Below are 18730 nucleotides of genomic sequence, written 5' to 3' on the forward strand. Positions count from 1 at the left end.
TCCATCTGTTCCTGAATTCCACCCAAGATGTAAACCAATAACTTCGCCGCTAAATCTCGTCCAGCAACCTGCACCCGCTTTTTATTTGGGTCATACAAAACCCCATACCAAAGAGATTGGGGATATTCCATACCACTAAAACCACCTTGCTGGTCAAACTTCCGCAGCTTCTTAAAAATATCTGCTAAGGAAAAACCTTTTTTAAAAACCAAAATTCCTAAAGCTTGCGCTAATGCAACTTGAGCAACTGGACGGAAAAGCATATTTCCTTCACCTCCATCTTTCTCAAAGCTGAAGCGCCGTAAAGCTGGTGTATCCTCGTGTTCTAAAATCTTGTAACTAGAGAGACTAGCCAAAGAATCAAATAGCTTTTTAAAATCTTCAATTCCCTGCTCAATTTCTTCATCCTCTGGACGCATGGGAATTAGACCTTTCTCCAAGGGTTTCCAGTGAGGGAATCTTGGAGCTAAATATCGCTCAGACATATCTTGTAGAGCTTGCAAAGTCGTCAGAACTGTAGAATTGGAAGCGACTGTTGCACTATTCCAATTAACACGAGGATTGCGCTCTTGTCGTTGTTCTAATAGTGGATGTGTAACTGCAATTTTTCTAGCAACGATCGCAAAACCATCATCCTCATTCAACTGTGTTAGTTGCCCTTTAGTCAAGGGTGCAGCCATCAGGTTGACATGAACAAAAATCGATCTCACCCTCCGCCTCGCCTGGGTGCGAGTTTCCCCAGCCGCTACCGCACAGATGAACTCAATACCAATTTTTTCCTTGGGTAAATTTTGTAAGTAAGCAAGGTCTACTTGGTATTTTTCTATCAAATCATTTACTGTAATAAAAGTGTCATCAACACCTTTATCTTTTTTATATCGCTGAAGTTTACGAGTTTTAATTAACTCCATCAACCCCTGTACACCCATTAATCTGTGTTGACCATCCAGTGCATAAATAGTTACATCATCCTCAGAAATATTTAGTAGACCTACTTTAGCGTCTTTATCTAGGGGGATGAAATCAGTAGTAGACTTGGTGGCGCGTCCTTCACTATCCCACTCAGCAGCTTTGGGATTATCCACCCACGGTTGATTAATTACTACTAGCACCGGCGGAAACTTGTGGTTGTGTCTAGCCGCTAAATATTGCACTAGCGGCGCTTGACGTGACCAATCAAGGGGACGTTGCTGAATTTCATCAATACTATCCGCGTCAATCTCGACATTATCAGTCTCTGGATTGTACTTTTTTTGAAATAGAGGTAAGCCGGAAGCGAAGTGAACCCGACCTGCAAACCATTCTAAGGTAACAGAGCTAACATAAGCCTCAGTACCACCCATCTCGGTTTTTTGAACGAGAATCTGATCTTTTCTCCCTAAAAACTTCTCTAGGAGTAAAGCTAGCACCTGTTTTTCCTTGTTTTCTCGTTCCAGGTACTCTCTAGTGATATCAGCAGTTGCGTCAGAGTCTTTCATGTTAATTTTTAAAAACTAGAGGATATAAAGCAGTTTACATTGTCTAAAGTATTAGGTACCAATATTTCTTTTTTAAAAATTCTTAAAAAATGCTATCCTAAAAAGCTGATAGTCAAACAACTAATAACTGCAACTTTCAGTTATTGCGGTTATATATAATACAGATAAAATCTCAAAAAAGTCCGCGTTGGCGGACTTTGTTTGTGTGCCAGTAAATTTTGGTCTGAGGGGCGTTTACCAGTCGTCTATATAAAAAAATTAACGAAAATACTTGTTTGGATAGGGAGGAGAGAAATGGCTACAGCACAACAACCAGAGAATAAAGGTCAGGAGACACGTACTGTAGCAGATTTAGTGGAAGATATCCAAGCTCTCACCACTGAAATTCAAGAGTTGTACTGTTTAGATGAAATACCTTGGGTTGTTGGTTACTCAGGTGGTAAAGATAGCTCATGTGTACTGCAATTGGTTTGGAATGCGATCGCAACCCTACCACCCCAAAAGAGAACTAAAACAATATACGTTATCACCACAGACACACTGGTAGAAAATCCTATTGTTGCTGCTTGGGTACGCAATTCTCTAAAACAGATGAAATCTGAAGCCCAAGCGCAAGGATTACCATTTGAACCCCATTTGCTACAACCAGATTTTAAAGAAACATTCTGGGTAGGTTTAATTGGTAAAGGTTATCCAGCACCCAGAGGAAAATTTCGCTGGTGTACAGAACGCCTCAAAATTAATCCCTCAAATCGTTTTATTCGTGATGTAATCCGAGCTAGTGGAGAAGCGATTGTTGTTTTGGGGACTCGCAAAGCTGAAAGCACAAAACGTGCTAGCCGAATGAAAAAATTAGAAGCCCAACGGGTACGCGATCGGCTCAGTCCTAATATGAACTTGCCAAATTCTTTGGTTTATAGCCCTATTGAAGACTGGGAAAATGATGAAGTCTGGATTTATTTAATGCAGTGGGAAAACCCTTGGGGGTATAGCAATAAAGATTTATTTACTATGTATCGAGGTGCTTCTGCTGATAATGAATGTCCTTTAGTTGTTGATACGTCTACCCCTAGTTGTGGTAGCTCTCGTTTTGGTTGCTGGGTTTGTACGCTGGTTAGTCAAGATAAATCACTCGCGGCAATGATCCAAAATGACGAAGAGAAAGAGTGGATGCAACCTCTACTTGATTTCCGTAAAGAATTGGACGCTGAAGAAACCCGTGATAAAAGAGATTTCCGACGTAGAAATGGCGGTGTCCAACTTTATGAACGTAACTTAGAAGATGGGATATCTATTGAACCTATTCCTGGCCCATTTATTAAAGAAGCACGGGAGGATTGGCTAAGACAACTCCTTACAGTCGAAAAAGAAATTCGTCAAACAGCGCCAGAAAATATGCGCGACATCACCCTAATTACTCTAGAAGAAATGAGCGAAATTCGCCGCATTTGGCTAGAAGAAAGACACGAATTTGATGATAGTTTACCCCAGATTTATCAAGAAGTGACTGGTGAAGAATTTCAAGACCCCCGTCCTGGTGCTGACTATAGCTTACTAGGTCGTGATGAATGGATAGTATTAGAAGAAATCTGTGAAGGTGACGCGATGCACTTGGAACTCATGGCGAAGTTGTTAGACACAGAACGCCAGTATCGCAAAAAGACTCGTCGCGTCGGGATATACGAAACCCTAGAAAAATGTTTTAATACGAGTTCCCGTTCTCCAGAAGATGCGATTAAAAATGCTCGTTTGAAACGCGAATTAAGTGAAGCAGTTAGTCAAGGTGATGTTGCAAAAGTCAAGCAGATGACTTTGGGCGATGTTGCAGCAATTAATGAAGTCGATGAAAGTGAAAGCGAAAGTGATGAACAGGTAACTTGGGCAAGTATAAAATTTAAAAAGGAAGATTCATAAAGAATAAAATAATTTAGTACAGACCGAATGGAATGAGATTGTTAACGAATTGATAAATAGTCTAATCCATCAGCGATAATCCATCTTAAATTTCTTTAATTTTAGTGCGTTTCAACGCAGTTTAGCTATTAGCCCGCAATTTATTGCAGGGCGGGAAAGCAACACAAAACTAAGGTTTTGGCGATGGGGATTTAACCCCTCGTAAATTGGCCAACAGTCTCATTCCATTCGCCCGGTATTTCTTTCGCCGGTATTTAATAATCTTAAAAATCAATGATATTTCTTGAACTCGTTCTACAAAACTTTGGCCCCTACAGTGGGAAACAGGTAATCAATCTTAACCCAAAAATTGATGAGGAAAACTCACACCCAATTATCCTCTTAGGTGGGATGAATGGCGGCGGAAAAACCACGCTTATGGATGCCATTCGTCTCGCTCTTTATGGCGCTCGCGCCCAATGTTCTACCCGTGGTAATTTAAGTTATAGCGATTTTCTCAATCAATGTGTTAACAACAAAATTGATCCAGTTGCAGACACCCGAATTGAGTTGCTTTTTGAACATATTGAAAACGATAAACCAATAAAATACCGTGTTGTCCGTAGTTGGGTAAAAAATCCTAAAGACGGTAAAGACACATTAGGTATTTTAGGTGACAGTGATACATGGCCTGATGCTTTAGTTAATATTTGGGATGAATATATTGAAAATCTCCTGCCATTAGGGATTTCTAACTTATTTCTCTTTGATGGTGAACAGGTTAAAGAACTTGCAGAACAGGAAACACCACCACCAGTTGTAGTAGATGCAATTCGCGGACTTTTAGGTTTAGAGTTAGCAGATCGTTTAGCAGTTGATTTAGATATCTTAGTTAACCGCAAACTGAAAGAAGTTGGTAATAGTAAGGATTTAGCAAACCTAGAAGAAATTGAAACTAGGTTAACCCAACAGCAAGAAGATTATCAAACCACAGAAGAGAAAGTAGAAATTCTCAAAAATCAGGTAGAAGAATTAGAACAAAAGCAGCAAGAAGCCTTTGATAAATTCATTTCTGAAGGTGGAAAGATTGCAGCAGAACGCAATCAACTAGAACTACAGCAAAATACAAAAACTGCGGAAATTGAACAAGTACGTCAGTCAATGTGTGAATTGGCGGCTGATGTTTTACCTCTGGCATTAATTCCCAATTTGCTTACTCAGGCGCAAGCACAGGGGGAAAAGGAATTTCGACATCAACAAGTACAAATTTCTAAAGATTTGTTAATAGAACGAGATCAGCGTTTACTCAGTTGGCTAAATCAAGTAGAAATTTCTCCGGTAGAAGTTGAAAAAATCCAATCATTTTTAATCCAAGATGTAGATAGTTTATATGCAAAGGCTCTCCAGACGGAAGCACCTTGGTTATTAGCCGATGATGAAACTTTAAGTCAGCTAGATAATCTCATATATCACTTACAAAATTCCAAACTTTCTGCTAAAGAGAAATTAGCTATTCTCAAAAATAAAGAAGAAGAAATTCATACTCTAGAAAGACAAGTGCAGACAGCAGCAGCACCCGAAGATTATACAAAGCTGCGTCAAGCACTTGAAGCGGCACAAAACCAAGTTATTGAAGCTAAAGCAAATTACGAAACAATCCGCCGTCGTTTAGCTGAATTAGAAACTATTATTGCCAAGTCAAAGAGAGAATTAAGTGACTATACAGTAGAAAATATTAAACATAAAAATAGTGAACATATTATTACCTCTGCGGCTAAAGTTCAAAATACACTCAAGATTTTTCGTGAAAAATTAACTCTGCGAAAACTCAATAAATTAGAGGAGGAAGTTAAAAATTGCTTCCTTTATCTCCTCCATAAATCAGACTTAGTGCATCGCATTACCATTGATACTAAGACTTTTAGCCTTTTGCTTTACGATTTAAATGGTAAAGCTGTCCCTAAACATCGTTTATCAGCAGGTGAAAAACAACTACTAGCGATCGCATTCCTCTGGGGTCTAGCCAAAGTCTCTGGACACCGCCTACCAGTAGCAATCGATACGCCACTAGGTAGGCTAGACTCCTCTCACCGCAGTAACTTAGTTGAACGTTACTTTCCATCTGCCAGCCATCAAGTAATTTTGTTATCTACGGATACTGAGATTGGAAAGAAAGAAGTAGAAACACTGCGAGAAAACGAAGCGATCGCCCGCGAATATCTCCTCAAATACGACTCCTCCACCCGTCAAACAACTATCCAATCAGGATATTTTTGGTAATTCGTAATTCGTAATTCGTAATTCGTAATTATTTAACGTCAGTTCGGGTTAAGAAGATTTATTCAGCGTTAGTTGACGGAAACGACGGAAACACGTTGACATATCTCAAAATCAAGCAACGGTGTAATAAGGGTTTCAGCTTATCCCGAACTCAGGTTATTTACCTTTGAGTCGTTTGGTGGAAGCAACTAGAATTTTGCCAATTTCGTTTGCCTCTTGGAGAAGTAGTTGAAATTTGTGTCTATCCACTAGTTCGGATTCAATTAATATTTCTAACCAGTATTGTGTTTCTCTGGCTTCTTTCAAAGCAATTTCTAATTTATTGATAAAATCTCTATTAGATTGGGCAGATTGTGCTTCTCGAACATTTGCACCAATCGAAGTACCGGAACGAAGTAATTGTTTAGAGAGAATTCGATAAACTCCAGGTTTTTCATCTAAAAAGCAAGAAGCTTTAACAATTCTTACCGCAAAGCTTTTTGTCCGGTCAGTAATGCTACTATTAGTTACCATATTTGTCTTTTAAATCTTAATGTCTATATTTCCCCCATTTAAAATAAAAATTACAGTCTCAGTTTAAATCAATTACGAATTACGAATTGCGAATTACGAATTATTATGGAATCCCCAATCGAAAGAATAAAACTCTCCCAAACAGCTAAAGACCAACTTACCAAACTTAAGCGCAGCACTAAAATCGACCAATGGAATATCCTATGCCGTTGGGCTTTTTGTCGTTCCCTCGCAGAATCAACCGCACCCTCCCCCGTCCCAATTCCCCAAGATAGCAACGTCGAAATGACTTGGCGCGTTTTTGGCGGCGAAATGTCCGATATTCTCCTCCTCGCCCTCAAGCAACGCTGTCATAATGACGGTTATCCCACCGACAAAGAAACCCTCGCTACCCAATTTCGCTTACATTTGCATCGCGGTATTGGCTACTTAGCAGGCGATCCAAATATCAAGAAAATTGAAGATTTAATTGAACTGGCGGTTAAACCTTGAAAGAATATTAGCTGCTAACTGTCTTAATTACGAATTACGAATTACGAATTACGAATTACGAATTAGTATTATGCCTGAAGCGCTAGAAATTGAGCGTCATAGAGCTGCGATCGCTCGCACTGATATATCTCGCCCCGTGCGATTGGCTATAGAAGGATCAATCCTCAATCCAGACACCACTTTTTTTGACTACGGTTGCGGCTACGGTGGTGATGTCTGGCGAGTTAAAAACTTAGGCTACACCAGTGCAGGCTGGGACCCTTACTACTATCCTGATGTACCACGCACCGCCGCCGATGTGGTCAATTTGGGTTATGTCCTCAATGTTATTGAAGACTCAGAAGAACGCCGTCAAAGCCTTCGCCAAGCCTGGGAACTCACCGGGAAAGTTTTAATTGTCGCGGCTCAAATACTAATTAACGCTCCCAGCAAAACCCAACTTGCTTACAATGATGGCATTGTGACGCGCCGCAATACTTTCCAGAAATATTACGAACAAGAAGAACTCAAAACTTATATTGATGAAGTCCTAAATGTAGATGCAGTACCCATAGCACTAGGCGTTTACTTTGTTTTTCGAGATGAAGCTGAAAAAGAAAGTTACAAAGCTATCCGCTTCTTTTCTAGCACTTCTACACCGCGAGTCCGCATCCCCGTTAAGCGGTTTGAAAACTATCAAGAACAACTGCAACCACTCATGGCTTTTTTTACCAAGCGCGGTAGACTACCTGTGAAAGGCGAATTGGAAAATGAACAGGAATTACTGAGCGAATTTGGTAACTTCCGCCGCGCCTTTGGTGTAGTTTTGCAAGCTACTGATGAGGCTGAATGGGATGCGATCGCTTACCGTCGTTCCCTCGATATCCAAGTTTACCTTGCCCTCACCCACTTTGATAAACGTCCTGCATGGCAGAAACTAGCCCCAGAAATGCGTCACGATATCAAAGCCTTCTTTAGTAGTTATGAAGAAGCTTGTCAAGTCGCCGACCAAAAGCTTTTCAGCTTAGGTAAACCTGGAGTGATTCAAACTGCTTGCGAAAAAAGCAAAATTGGTAAACATACACGCGGTGCGCTTTACGTCCATGTTTCCGCACTTGCTGCACTTGATCCCGTGCTACGAATTTGTGAAGGTTGCGCTAGCCGCACCATTGGGCGTGTCGATGAAGCCACGTTGATCAAATATCACACTGATAAGCCACAAATATCCTATCTGTCTTACCCCGAATTCGACACTGATCCTCATCCCGCGTTAAAAGCCAGCATCGGTATCGATCTAAAAACCCTATTCGTCACTCATCGAGACTACGAAAGAAGGGCAAATCCGCCAATTTTACACCGAAAGGAAACATTTGTTACCAGCAACTACCCACGCTACGAAGAATTTGCTAAACTCACCCAACAAGAACAGCAATTAGGATTACTCAATAGCAAAAGCGACATTGGTACGCGTGAAGGTTGGGAAAAATGCCTTGGTGCACACAGAGTAGAAATCAGGGGGCATCAGGTTTATCCAATTCAGGAAAGTTAAGGAAACGCTAAGACTTTCAGGGCATTCTTGATGAGCATATCAGCCAAGAAGATTTGGTGCAAACTAGCGTATATGCATGAGATGGTATAGCAGGTGTGGCAAGATAACTGCAATTGGTATTAGCCAATTTTACGCGAAGCCCACAGCTTTATAATTCCTGCATTTGCATGATAGGCGCTTGCTCCATCCGATAACATGCATTCTTAAGTGAAATTAATCAAAGGTGATAAGGAATGTTTAAACAATGAGAGAAATGCAAGCACTGCGACAAGCCGTCCAAAGTCGTAAAATGGGTGCTTTGTTATTGCTAGGTTTTGCATCTGGGTTGCCGTTGTTTTTAACAAGTAGAACCTTGCAGTTGTGGATGCAAGATGCCAAGGTTGATATAGGGAAAATTACTTTATTTGGTCTGCTGGCTTTGCCTTATTCGCTAAAATTCTTATGGTCTCCTTTATTAGATAGATTTATACCGCCAGTTTTGGGAGGAAGGCGGGGTTGGCTAGTAATCACACAACTCGGATTAGCATTAGCGATCGCACTTCTAGCATTACAACAGCCTGGACAAAATGACCAAGTACTACAAGTTCTGGCAATCAACTGTCTGATCATCACTTTTTTGAGTGCCACCCAAGACATTGCCGGTGATGCCTACCGCACGGACATTTTAAACCCCATAGAATCCAAAACAGGTGCATCAGTTTGGGTTCTAGGCTATCGTTTAGCCCTGTTTATTACCAGTTCCTTAGCTTTGGTTTTAGCAGATCATATCCCTTGGAATGGTGTTTACTTACTCATGGCAGCTTTAATGGCAGGGAGTATAGTGACCACTTTATGGGCACCAGCAGAACCAAAGATGCGCGACAACATACAAAAAGCTGCACCCCTATCTTTTAAAGATGTCATTTTTCTGCTATTTATAACTGTGTTAGTAGTTGGATTAATCGGAGGTGTATTTGTCGGCTTTATCGCTTTACCTGTATTTTATTGGCTATTAGCAACTTTGATATTGGCCTGGATAGTCACATCTTTGTTATTACCGACAGAGTTATTAGGTGAGGTAAGAGAAGATAGTCCGCCCCAAAATTTACAAGAAGCAATTTTCCTACCATTCAAGGAATTCTTTCACCGATTTGGGCTTCCTCAAGCTAGCCTCATCCTAGTTTTTATTGTCCTATATAAGCTAGGTGATTCTTTGGTGGGAATCACAGCGAATTTATTTTTGCGGGAAATCAGTTTTACTAAAACTGAGATTGGGGCAATTCAAGCTGGAATGGGCTTTATAGCGACGACAGTCGGTGTATTAGCTGGTGGCGTCATTATGACTAGAATTAACCTCAATCGCAGTCTATGGATATTTGGCATACTGCAATTATTTAGTAACTTGGGTTATTATGCGTTAGCGGTTGCCGGCAAAGATTATTCGCTTTTAGTGTTGGCAGTGAACATCGAAAACTTCAGTGCTGGATTAGTCACAGTTGCTACAGTTGCATTTTTAATGAACCTTTGTAACCACCGCTTTACAACTACTCAGTTTGCTTTATTCTCTAGCTTAATGGCTATTAGTAGAGATGTTCTTTCAGCTCCTGCCGGAGATTGGGCTAAGGCTACAGGCTGGCCCTCATTTTTCTTGCTAACCCTAGCAGCAGCCTTACCTGGATTGCTGCTTTTACCGTTAGTTGCCCCCTGGAACCCTCAGCCAGTGGCAGTATCCAGACCAGGACTTGAGGACGAAGAAGAGGATATATGGGGAATCAAGTAGTTATTGCTGTCGGCACATTTATTCTCTTACTCACTGGTTTATTACTTGGCTATGTTCTCTCACAGTTAGTTCTAGGATTTCTAGCATTTAACCTCCTAACTTTTTTTGGAACACTCAGCCTAATTTTAATTTTTGGTACACTTTATTACGTTTTATTTTGGCAGTTGCGGAGAGATCAGTCCCGGACATCAACTATAAATGAAGGGATACGAAACCAGGTAGACGATGGTGTATCTGATAGCTATCTCAAAAACAGGTTAATCGCTAAATTATCCGGTGATACCGCCGCAGCCGAACGGTTAATTGAACAAGCAAAAGAGACTTATCCTGGGATGCCGGAGAATTGGTATTGTGAGAGAGTCCTTGATGACTTGGAGCGCGATCGCCAATAGTGGAAGCAGGAAGTGGGGGAGATGAGGGAGCAGGGGAAGAATAACAATGCCTCATCCTTCATTCCCATGCACAGAAAATTGCTAAAATAAATCAAGAATACTTCACAAATCTTCAGCTAGGTTCTCATAAAAGTTCCTAGCTTCTTGCAATTAAAATATGGCTATTTTTCGTCAATACATCGCCCCACTGCTTGCAGTATTAGTATTTTTATTTGCCCTAGTGGCAGTCAGCGCCCGGATATTTTTACCCTCCGATATGGCAGCACCCGCACCAATTGAACAGGTGGGGGTAAGTTATCAACCTACTCCAACTGATTTACCTCCAGCAGCACATAACGCGAGCTAGCTAAGTCAATAAACGTTAAAAGTGTCTGAGCAACTACTACCGGGGTATATTATTCGCCGTGGTTCCACTTTGGAGCGATCGCTGCTGCTTAAATTTATGCAGCGAACTTACGAGGATCTCTTTCCCAATGAGGATTTTTCTCACCTAGAGCAAACAGTTAAGCAATACTTTTCCAGTGATACGCCCTTGTGGTGGGTAGAAGAGGAGGGGGACAAGGGGACAAGGGGACAAGGGGACAAGGAGAATAATTATACTCAATTCCCAATTCCCAATTCCCAATTCCCCATCGCTTGCCTCTGGGTGGGCAATGCCATAGATCAAGTGCAGGGTAATCGTCATGCCCACATTTTTATCCTCTACGTTGTACCAGAACATCGCCGACAGGGTATTGGTAGAGCTTTGATGCGATATGTGGAAAATTGGGCTATTCAAAGAGGCGATCGCCAGATTGGATTACAAGTGTTTCAATCTAACAAACCTGCATTAAATCTTTACAATCAGTTAGGTTATCAAACCCAATCCCTGTGGATGGTAAAATTCCTGAGTGCAGAACAATAAACTATAAGGATAGCAGTAGCATACTTAAGCGTCTGAGTTATGGCGTTTCTCGTTTGGATAAAACTCAACGAGGAGAAAGGAAAGTGTATAATTACGCAACTAATACTTATAAAGCTTTAACTTATTGGCGCGGGGGATTATGTGTTAATCCCGAAAAGGGATTTAAATGAAATTATGTATGACGAAGACGATCTAAGCCTACTCGATATTGAGGAGGAGCTAGAAAGCCCCTTAGATAAAATAGAGCCGCTAACTGCCGAATCAGTCGTGGCAAAACCAGATCCAGAAGTGATGCTAGCCCTGCTAGAAAATCCCCAGCCACAGCAAAGAATGTTAGCGGCGCGTGCTTTTTGTGATATAGAAGATGCGCGTGCTACCCCCCATCTGATTCGTCTGTTAAGTGATACCTGTCCCTTAGTGCGCGTGAGTGCAGCTTATGGACTTGGACGCAATCCTAGTTCAGAGGCAGTGAGTCCGTTAATTTCTCAACTAAATAGTGATTGGAATGGCTATGTGCGTAAAGGCGTTGTCTGGGCATTAGGAAACTGTCGCGATCGCCGTTGTTTACCGCCCCTAGCAGATGCCCTCAGAACTGACATTTCCGCAGTCCGTTTGTGGGCTGCTAGCGCCTTAGCACAAATGGCAGATGTGGGTTATGAAGCGGTTATAGGGGCAATACCACCATTAATTGAAGCCTTAGTCAAAGATCCTGTGGAAGCAGTGCGGAGTAATAGTGCTTGGGCAATTGGTCAACTGTGTCGCGAACTGCCTTCTAATGTAGTTTATGCCACAGCGATCGACGCTTTAATTCAAGCCTTTGCCGAAGACCAAGATTTAGGAGTTCGGGAAGATGCTAAAGCCTCACTGTTAGGAGTAGGTGATCCCCGTGGTTTACAGTTGATTGAAACCCTCGAACAAGAAGGGTGGCTTTGATTTATTTGGGTATTGGCAAGATTTTATCAAAGAGGACTTGGGGATGGGGAGACAAGGAGACTTGGGGAATTGTCTCCCCATTTCTAAGTCGTGCGGCAACGCCCAAGGGTTTAAGACCCCCACCACTTTTTGGTGGACTTAAATCAGGTGGGGTCTGAATCCCCATCTGAATTCCTCCCCTTGTCCCCTTGTCTCCTTGTCCCCTTGTCTCTTTCTTCAATCTCCTCCTTGCCCCCTGCTCCCCCTGCTCCCTCATCCACTTCCCCCGTACTTACTGACCATCAGCTACAGGTTTAACCAAATTTAAATCATAGGGGCGTTCCGTATCATCTTCGCCCAAATATTCACCATTTTGAATTTCCAGAATAACTAGCGGAATTTGTCCAGGATTTTCTACCTTATGTAAGGTTGCTGCGGGAACATAAGTTGATTCGTTTCGATTCAGTAAAATTTCTTTTTCCCCACAAATCACCTTTGCTACACCAGAGACTACAACCCAATGTTCATTGCGATGATAATGAATTTGTGGTTTAATTCCATGCCTGGGCTTAATTTCAAGACGACTAATTCTATAAGTTTCCCCCTCCTCGATCACCTCTACTTCACCCCAGTATCGTGTACCTGAATGTGGAGACAATTCGTTGATATTTGACTGAGTATTATTTTCATTGGGAGTCATAATTAATTTCTCAACCAGATGAGTATTAGTATTTTTAAGTAATTTACCCTAAACGGGATAAACCTGGATAGGGAGATGTAGCCACAACATTTCTATTGATGACAACAGTTCTAACTTTACTCCAGGCAACAGATCCCATCCGTGAATTTTTAAATGTTTGAATGCGTGAATTCCTTAACCCCCCTTGTACTGAATCCGATAAATCCGATTATTAGCTTCTTCTGTTAGTAGTAGACTGCCATCTGGTAACACGAGTAAACCTACAGGTCTTCCCCAAGTGGTTGGTACAGAAGGATTTAGCAAAAATCCTGTGAGAAAGTCTTCGTAGTAACCAAGCGATCGCCCTTTAGCATCGAAGGGAACAAACACAATTTTATAACCAGTACCGCGATCGCGGTTCCAAGAACCACGAAAAGCAGCAAAAGCACCGTTCCGGTATTTCTCTGGAAACGTTTTACCATCATAAAACTGCAAACCCAATGCTGCTGAGTGCGCCTGGAACAACACATCTGGCGTTTGGGTACGGGCTGCTAAGTCCGGGCGTTTACTTTTGTCATCCGTCTTTTGGCGCGGATCGAGGTTGTTTGGTGTCAGATAAGCATAAGGCCAGCCGTAAAATGCTCCCTGTTTAACGCGTGTCAGATAATCTGGAACCAACTCATCACCAATTCCATCGCGTTCGTTGATAGTGGCGTAAAGTTCCCTAGTTACAGGATGAAAGTCTAAACCAACAGGATTACGCAAACCAGAAGCAAAAGTTTGCTGTTGGGAACCATCCAAATTCATCACTTGTACTGAAGCCCGTGGTAGAGGTTCTTCATCGACATTGGTTCCTGAACCAACAGAAACATATAATTTATTGCCATCGGGGGAAACAACGACATTGCGTGTCCAATGGTTGTTATAACCTTCAGAAGGCAAGTCGGCGATCTTTTCTCCCTTGTCTGTAATTTCATTTTGACCTTTCTTATAGGGAAAACGAACCACAGCATCTGTGTTCCCCAAAAAAAAGGAATTACCAGCAAAAGCCATACCAAAGGGTTTATTAAGTCCGTTGTCCCTACTAGCAAAGGTTTCTCGAACGTCGGCTACGCCATCACTATTGCTGTCACGTAACAGACGAATGCGGTTTTGCCCGGTTTCAGTCACCAGGACATCACCACTGGGAGTTAAAGCTAGCCAGCGTGGGGCATCTAAACCTTCTGCAAAGACGTTAACTGTAAAGCCTGGTGGTACACGCAGCACTGGGTTTTCCGGAATGGGAACAACATCAGGTCGCTTAGAGGCACTTTCTGTTGCGAAGGGTGCTGGTAAATTCTTCAGATTGATGCGGATAGGCGTGGGTGAAAGTGCTTCAGTTCGGACAATATTTTTTGGCTGTGTAGGATTCTGCGTCAGTTGAGGAGAAGGTACAGGTGTTTCTGGTGTGGGATTATCTGAGGAAGCGCGAGTCTGGTTACAGCCTGCTACCAACGTCAGTAAAAAAACTGGCAGCAAGAAACGCGCAAAGACTTTCATGATGGTAGAGACTATGACACAATCTTCTTACTTTAGACTTGGGACTTAATAATTGTCGCCCGTCTAAAGTCCGATTTTTTGAGTTAGTCACCCTATTAAAATACTAGGTACTGAGAAAATAATTTATTCCCTCATTCCCCAATATTCATACATATAAGCATTTATTAGTCAATAAAATTTTTTCAAATTCTGCTGCTGGCAAAGGACGACTAAATAGAAAGCCTTGCATAGAATCACACTTGTGTTGGCGTAAAAACCCTAGTTCTGCTTCTGTTTCTACACCTTCAGCAACTACATCTAGATTGAGATTGTGAGCCATTTGAATTAATGCCTTAGTAATGGCTGATTTTTGTGGATCATTAGCAACATTATGGATAAAATAACGGTCAATTTTTAATGTGTTAATTGGTAAGTTTTTCAGATAAATTAAAGAAGAATAGCCTGTACCAAAATCATCAATTGCAATTTTTACACCTAACGATTGCAATTTGCTCATAGTAGCGATCGCACTATTTACATCTTGCATAATCATACTTTCAGTAAGTTCTAGCTTTAAGTAATGTGGTTCCAAACCATTAATATCTATAAAATTAACTACTTTCTCAATAAAACCTGGCTGATTAAATTCAATTACTGACAAATTGACAGCAAGAGTTAGAGGATAAATTCCAGAATCACGCCATATTTTTATTTGTTGACAAACATTTTTTAGTACCCATTTCCCAAGTGGAACAATTAAACCTGTAGACTCTGCTAACGGGATAAATTCTGTCGGGTAAATCAGCCCTAATTCTGGACTTTGCCAGCGCAATAAACTTTCAGCCGCTACTATTTTTCCAGAAGCGATATCGACTATTGGTTGATAATAAATTTCAAACTCTTCAAAATTATGTTGTTTAATAGCGCGGTGTAAACTGATTTCTAATAACTGCATCTTTGGAGACAAGTTGTTAATTACAGCTTTAGGAGATAAATATCTTTTTAAAGTAGCGTGCTTTTCCAATCTGTTCATAATTGCACTTAATAACTCAGCCCGAGTGAAAGGCTTTGTTATATAGTCATCAGCGCCCATATTCATACCTTGGCGGAAGTCAGATTTTGCAGATTTTGCAGTGAGAAAAATGAAGGGAATTGTTACCGTTGATGGATCTTGACGTAACGCTGTTATTACACCATAACCGTCAAGTTGTGGCATCATCATATCACAGAGAATTAAATCGGGAACTTCGGAGATAGCTAAATGTACTCCGATTCTGCCATTAGCCGCAGCAATAGTTTCAAAATTTTCAGCTTCTAACAAATCCAAAATGTTTTCACGAACTGATTCTTCATCTTCTATTATTAAAATTTTTGGCATAAATTACCTCAATTTATATTTTATTTATTATGCAAATATGCAAAAACACCATATCTTTTGTTATCAGTAAACCGATAAATTGGAAGGAACTGTTGAAGATGGGGCGAAATTATCTTTCGCTCTCACGAAATAATACTTCTGCCTGTACACAGGAGGTAATATCCACAGAACCTCCAATGAGGCGAGCAGGTTCGCCTATCGTATGTTTAGGTACTATAACGCTTACTAGTAACCATTTGTACTTGAGTAGTTGACTCTCAACGAGAATCTGATTTTCTACCTCAAAGGAATTTTCCAATGTTTTGACACTAAACAAGTAGTAATATTTAGGTTATAAACACTACAAAAACTGTGTTAAGAATTACAAAGTAGCTGATATCTAGCTAGTTGAAAATCGGGTATTGGGCATGGGGCATTGGAAAGAGGCAGAGGGGAAAACTCTTCTCCCCTGCTCCCCTCGCCTCTTTACTAAAGACGCAACCGCCGTTCGCCGTAACGTAATAGCCTTTCTATAGTTACAAGCCGATTTTCCCAAACTTTGACTTGATAGGAATTTGACTTAAGCTCTTGGCTCATCAATACCCGAAATTGAGACTGGAACCGAGTTAGAGAGGCTCTCGCCACTAGTAACTTGCTAGGATTCGGGGAAGTAGCAAGCTGATTTAAAGCACTGCGTAAAACTTCTGCCTGGTTGTTAAAATCTGATATTGTCTGAGCCGATCTTTGTAGTTGGTCATTTTGGAAAACAAATTTCCATTCCCGTTGCAGCGCGGTGTAACGGATGGCGGCAGTTTGAAAAGGCTGACGGTGAGGAATAGGTTCACTTATTGTAGATTGAATCCTACCTTGGGTGCTACTAAAGAGTTTTTGTAGATCGTTGTTAAAATTCTCTGCGGCAAAGAGGGCATAACCACTAACTGGCAAGTCCCTTACCAACTGGAGTTGATCAAATGTTCCAATTGTTGGCAAAGAAAGTAAGCGAATTCCCGGTACTAACAAGGTAGATCCCAATTGTTTAGAGGCGATCCAGGGTTGGGCAAGTCGTTGGAAGCGAGGAGTATCCAGAGCATAAGTCATGGGAACAATTAAGTCTACATCCCCCTGCCTTGCCCAAGTTTCCCAGTTTTGTTGAATTTTCTGAATCCGCTCTAGTTCTGGCAAAGGAAATACTGCAACCGATAAAATCAAATTAGGTCGTTTTTGTCTCAACTGCTGTGATAATTGGGCAACAAAACTATCAACTTGCTGGGTGCGAAATGTCGTCCACTTTTGCCACAAGTCTGGTTGACTAGGGGAAATATTTACTGGATCTACACCAGTAAGTTGCTGAAATTGCGCTCTTGCAGCTTTGCCATAGCCGTAGGTTCGACCTGCTGATGGGTCTTGGAAAGGATAGCGAATGTAGTCTAGCTGTAGACCATCTACGTTATAGCGAGTGGTAATTTCCTCATACAGCTTGAGTAAATACTTACGCACTTCGGGGTTAGCTGGATCGAAGAATGGCTTAGTTTGACCGACGGGAATCATGTTGCCAAGATTATCGTAGTTCGCCCAATCGGGATGAGCCGCCAGCACTGGGCCTGGATAATCAGGATTAAGGTTGAGAATTTGATTGTGACGTTGGTTACCAGCAGCAAAAGTCCAAACCCAAGCGTGTAATTCCATGTCTCGCTCATGGGCTAATTTCACCGCATCTGCCAGTGGATCCCACCCACGAATTAGTGGGTTTTGTTCTTTTGCAACTTGGCTTGGATAAATGGTGTAGCCAGCATTAACAGTTTCAAAAAAGACAGTATTAATTCCAGCTTGAGCTAGGCGATCAAAAATCTGGGCTAGTCCCGCCTTGCTACCAGCCCGAACAATTGTCCCCCGATCTAACCAAACTGCCCGAATTTCTGGTTGAGCTAGTCTTTGATCAACAGGAAACTGCTGCCACAAAGTCGTTTTAGCTTTCAGCCACTGCTGACGAGCTAGAGCATAGTTTTTTTGGGCAATCAATAGGGGCAAGTTTTTGGCAATTACCTTTACCTGTGCCAAGGCTTGCTCTTTACTCATGCCTAGAACCCCTAGTTTAGTTGAGGCTAATTCCGTGTGTTGCTCCTTAAGAGATTGGGAAGTATAGGTGTCCAGATGCCCAGAGGACTGTTTATCTTCAGATGTAGCTTCACCAACATTAGCCGCATCGGCTGACACTGCTAAATTAGCGCTTTCCAGCCGACCTATCAGATTTTCTAGCTCTTGCTGGAGAGCGATCGCTTGGTTGTTGTCAATCGGCTCATTGGAGTTGGGTGCAACATCCAGACGCACCGCTTGTTCTAATTGGTCAATAGCCTCTTGAGAACTTGGGGGTTTGACTGTAGGAAGCGGTTTAGATATGGGAGCAGTGGCAGTTTTAGGAGGAGGGAATGAGGGGGATGAACTACTCCTCTGCTCCCCTGCCCCCTGCCCCCTGCCTTCTGCCTTCTGCCCCCCTACCCCCTGTCCTCTCGGCGCAGCCGCTACCGTTGTCGAGCAGTTTGGGGAACCTCCTTCTACTTTTTTCATGCGATTCGATGGCGGTGGCGCTGTCAAATAGTGATTGATAGCAGCTTTTAACCAGGCATTATCCAACCCGGCGGTTGTTGCTGTGTCTGTTCCCCAGCGCCAGCCCATAAAGGTGGAACGCTCAGTAGTCACTACTGCGGCTGGATTATCTTTGGAATTCCAAACAGCACGAGATTCACTGCCCATATCATTAGGAATCACAACGCCGCCGCGCACTTTGCCAAAGAGTTCAGTTTGATTTGCCCATTCTGAAATATTGGTTTTTGTGGGTTTTATCTGTTCTGTCTCACTGAGGCTAAATCCCCAATAACCTCCCAACAGCGATCGCAATAATTGGCGTACTCCCGGCGCTGACAGACTACCTACAGGGCCACTAGCAATCAAACGCCCTCCCTTACTCATCCATTCTTCGAGAGCGATCGCTTGGGTTGGCGTTAATGTCTCAACATTTGGCAAAAAT

General features: G+C 42.0%; 17 protein-coding genes. 9 read left to right on the forward strand and 8 right to left on the reverse strand.

Features of this window, described 5'->3' with window-relative positions; genetic code table 11:
* The coding region (locus tag VE944_RS27950; RefSeq protein ID WP_324985032.1) for a DGQHR domain-containing protein at positions 1-1478 on the reverse strand (1478 nt) is incomplete at its 3' end.
* Between the two features lie 294 nt (positions 1479-1772).
* On the opposite strand from VE944_RS27950, the gene dndC reads away from it, so the two are divergent.
* On the forward strand, positions 1773-3392 hold the full coding sequence (gene dndC, locus VE944_RS27955) for a DNA phosphorothioation system sulfurtransferase DndC (RefSeq protein WP_324985035.1): 1620 nt from the start codon (positions 1773-1775) through the stop codon (positions 3390-3392).
* Positions 3393-3665: 273 nt separating this feature from the next.
* Positions 3666-5651: a DNA sulfur modification protein DndD gene (gene dndD / locus VE944_RS27960; protein ID WP_324985038.1), complete on the forward strand. Its 1986-nt coding sequence runs from the start codon at positions 3666-3668 to the stop codon at positions 5649-5651.
* Positions 5652-5807: 156 nt separating this feature from the next.
* Here the strand turns inward: dndD and VE944_RS27965 are convergent, their stop codons facing one another.
* The gene (locus VE944_RS27965) at positions 5808-6164 is read right to left on the reverse strand and encodes a four helix bundle protein (RefSeq protein ID WP_324985040.1); all 357 of its coding nucleotides are present in this window, start codon (positions 6162-6164) and stop codon (positions 5808-5810) included.
* Positions 6165-6269: 105 nt separating this feature from the next.
* On the opposite strand from VE944_RS27965, the gene dndE reads away from it, so the two are divergent.
* From dndE to VE944_RS28000, 7 genes are all read left to right on the forward strand, one after another.
* On the forward strand, positions 6270-6656 hold the full coding sequence (dndE, locus tag VE944_RS27970) for a DNA sulfur modification protein DndE (RefSeq protein ID WP_324985043.1): 387 nt from the start codon (positions 6270-6272) through the stop codon (positions 6654-6656).
* 70 nt (positions 6657-6726) lie between these two features.
* Positions 6727-8184: a DNA phosphorothioation-associated putative methyltransferase gene (locus tag VE944_RS27975; protein WP_324985078.1), complete on the forward strand. Its 1458-nt coding sequence runs from the start codon at positions 6727-6729 to the stop codon at positions 8182-8184.
* A gap of 244 nt (positions 8185-8428) precedes the next feature.
* Positions 8429-9943, forward strand: a complete 1515-nt coding sequence (locus VE944_RS27980) for an AmpG family muropeptide MFS transporter (protein WP_324985046.1) — start codon at positions 8429-8431, stop codon at positions 9941-9943.
* Entirely contained in the window at positions 9928-10335 is a 408-nt protein-coding gene (locus tag VE944_RS27985; RefSeq protein ID WP_324985051.1) for an ABC transporter permease, read from the forward strand. Before VE944_RS27980 ends, VE944_RS27985 begins: the two co-directional genes overlap by 16 nt.
* A 157-nt stretch (positions 10336-10492) precedes the next feature.
* Positions 10493-10681 carry a hypothetical protein gene (locus tag VE944_RS27990; RefSeq protein WP_324985054.1) on the forward strand — a complete coding sequence of 63 codons (189 nt, stop codon included), beginning with the start codon at positions 10493-10495 and terminating at the stop codon, positions 10679-10681.
* Between the two features lie 21 nt (positions 10682-10702).
* On the forward strand, positions 10703-11239 hold the full coding sequence (locus VE944_RS27995; RefSeq protein ID WP_324985057.1) for a GNAT family N-acetyltransferase: 537 nt from the start codon (positions 10703-10705) through the stop codon (positions 11237-11239).
* A gap of 174 nt (positions 11240-11413) precedes the next feature.
* Complete coding sequence (locus VE944_RS28000) at positions 11414-12172, forward strand: HEAT repeat domain-containing protein (protein ID WP_324985081.1); 759 nt, start codon at positions 11414-11416, stop codon at positions 12170-12172.
* A gap of 1 nt (position 12173) precedes the next feature.
* Here VE944_RS28000 and VE944_RS28005 read toward each other — a convergent pair whose 3' ends face one another.
* The 6 genes from VE944_RS28005 to VE944_RS28030 all read right to left on the reverse strand — a co-directional run.
* Positions 12174-12338, reverse strand: coding sequence for a hypothetical protein (locus VE944_RS28005; RefSeq protein ID WP_324985060.1), 165 nt, complete (start codon positions 12336-12338; stop codon positions 12174-12176).
* A gap of 105 nt (positions 12339-12443) precedes the next feature.
* Positions 12444-12851: a phosphomannose isomerase type II C-terminal cupin domain gene (locus VE944_RS28010; protein WP_324985063.1), complete on the reverse strand. Its 408-nt coding sequence runs from the start codon at positions 12849-12851 to the stop codon at positions 12444-12446.
* A 174-nt stretch (positions 12852-13025) separates the two neighbouring features.
* Complete coding sequence (locus tag VE944_RS28015) at positions 13026-14369, reverse strand: PQQ-dependent sugar dehydrogenase (RefSeq protein WP_324985066.1); 1344 nt, start codon at positions 14367-14369, stop codon at positions 13026-13028.
* Between the two features lie 145 nt (positions 14370-14514).
* On the reverse strand, positions 14515-15726 hold the full coding sequence (locus VE944_RS28020; protein ID WP_324985069.1) for an EAL domain-containing response regulator: 1212 nt from the start codon (positions 15724-15726) through the stop codon (positions 14515-14517).
* Positions 15727-15835: 109 nt separating this feature from the next.
* Positions 15836-16024 carry a hypothetical protein gene (locus VE944_RS28025; protein ID WP_324985072.1) on the reverse strand — a complete coding sequence of 63 codons (189 nt, stop codon included), beginning with the start codon at positions 16022-16024 and terminating at the stop codon, positions 15836-15838.
* Between the two features lie 170 nt (positions 16025-16194).
* On the reverse strand, positions 16195-18730 hold a 2536-nt coding region (locus tag VE944_RS28030; protein ID WP_324985075.1), incomplete at its 5' end, for a glycoside hydrolase family 10-like protein.

The organism is Nostoc sp. (assembly GCF_035638895.1).
Taxonomy (GTDB): Bacteria; Cyanobacteriota; Cyanobacteriia; order Cyanobacteriales; family Nostocaceae; genus Nostoc.

What these genes read in the sequence shown, in the direction of transcription:
- VE944_RS28010 (WP_324985063.1), bottom strand. Translation starts at nt 12,851, where the DNA reads ATGACTCCCAATGAAAATAATACTCAGTCAAATATCAACGAATTGTCT.
- VE944_RS27990 (WP_324985054.1), top strand. Translation starts at nt 10,493, where the DNA reads ATGGCTATTTTTCGTCAATACATCGCCCCACTGCTTGCAGTATTAGTA.
- dndD (WP_324985038.1), top strand. Translation starts at nt 3,666, where the DNA reads ATGATATTTCTTGAACTCGTTCTACAAAACTTTGGCCCCTACAGTGGG.
- VE944_RS28000 (WP_324985081.1), top strand. Translation starts at nt 11,414, where the DNA reads ATGTATGACGAAGACGATCTAAGCCTACTCGATATTGAGGAGGAGCTA.
- VE944_RS28020 (WP_324985069.1), bottom strand. Translation starts at nt 15,726, where the DNA reads ATGCCAAAAATTTTAATAATAGAAGATGAAGAATCAGTTCGTGAAAAC.
- VE944_RS27975 (WP_324985078.1), top strand. Translation starts at nt 6,727, where the DNA reads ATGCCTGAAGCGCTAGAAATTGAGCGTCATAGAGCTGCGATCGCTCGC.
- VE944_RS27965 (WP_324985040.1), bottom strand. Translation starts at nt 6,164, where the DNA reads ATGGTAACTAATAGTAGCATTACTGACCGGACAAAAAGCTTTGCGGTA.
- VE944_RS28015 (WP_324985066.1), bottom strand. Translation starts at nt 14,369, where the DNA reads ATGAAAGTCTTTGCGCGTTTCTTGCTGCCAGTTTTTTTACTGACGTTG.
- VE944_RS27985 (WP_324985051.1), top strand. Translation starts at nt 9,928, where the DNA reads ATGGGGAATCAAGTAGTTATTGCTGTCGGCACATTTATTCTCTTACTC.
- VE944_RS28005 (WP_324985060.1), bottom strand. Translation starts at nt 12,338, where the DNA reads ATGGGGATTCAGACCCCACCTGATTTAAGTCCACCAAAAAGTGGTGGG.
- dndC (WP_324985035.1), top strand. Translation starts at nt 1,773, where the DNA reads ATGGCTACAGCACAACAACCAGAGAATAAAGGTCAGGAGACACGTACT.
- dndE (WP_324985043.1), top strand. Translation starts at nt 6,270, where the DNA reads ATGGAATCCCCAATCGAAAGAATAAAACTCTCCCAAACAGCTAAAGAC.
- VE944_RS27980 (WP_324985046.1), top strand. Translation starts at nt 8,429, where the DNA reads ATGAGAGAAATGCAAGCACTGCGACAAGCCGTCCAAAGTCGTAAAATG.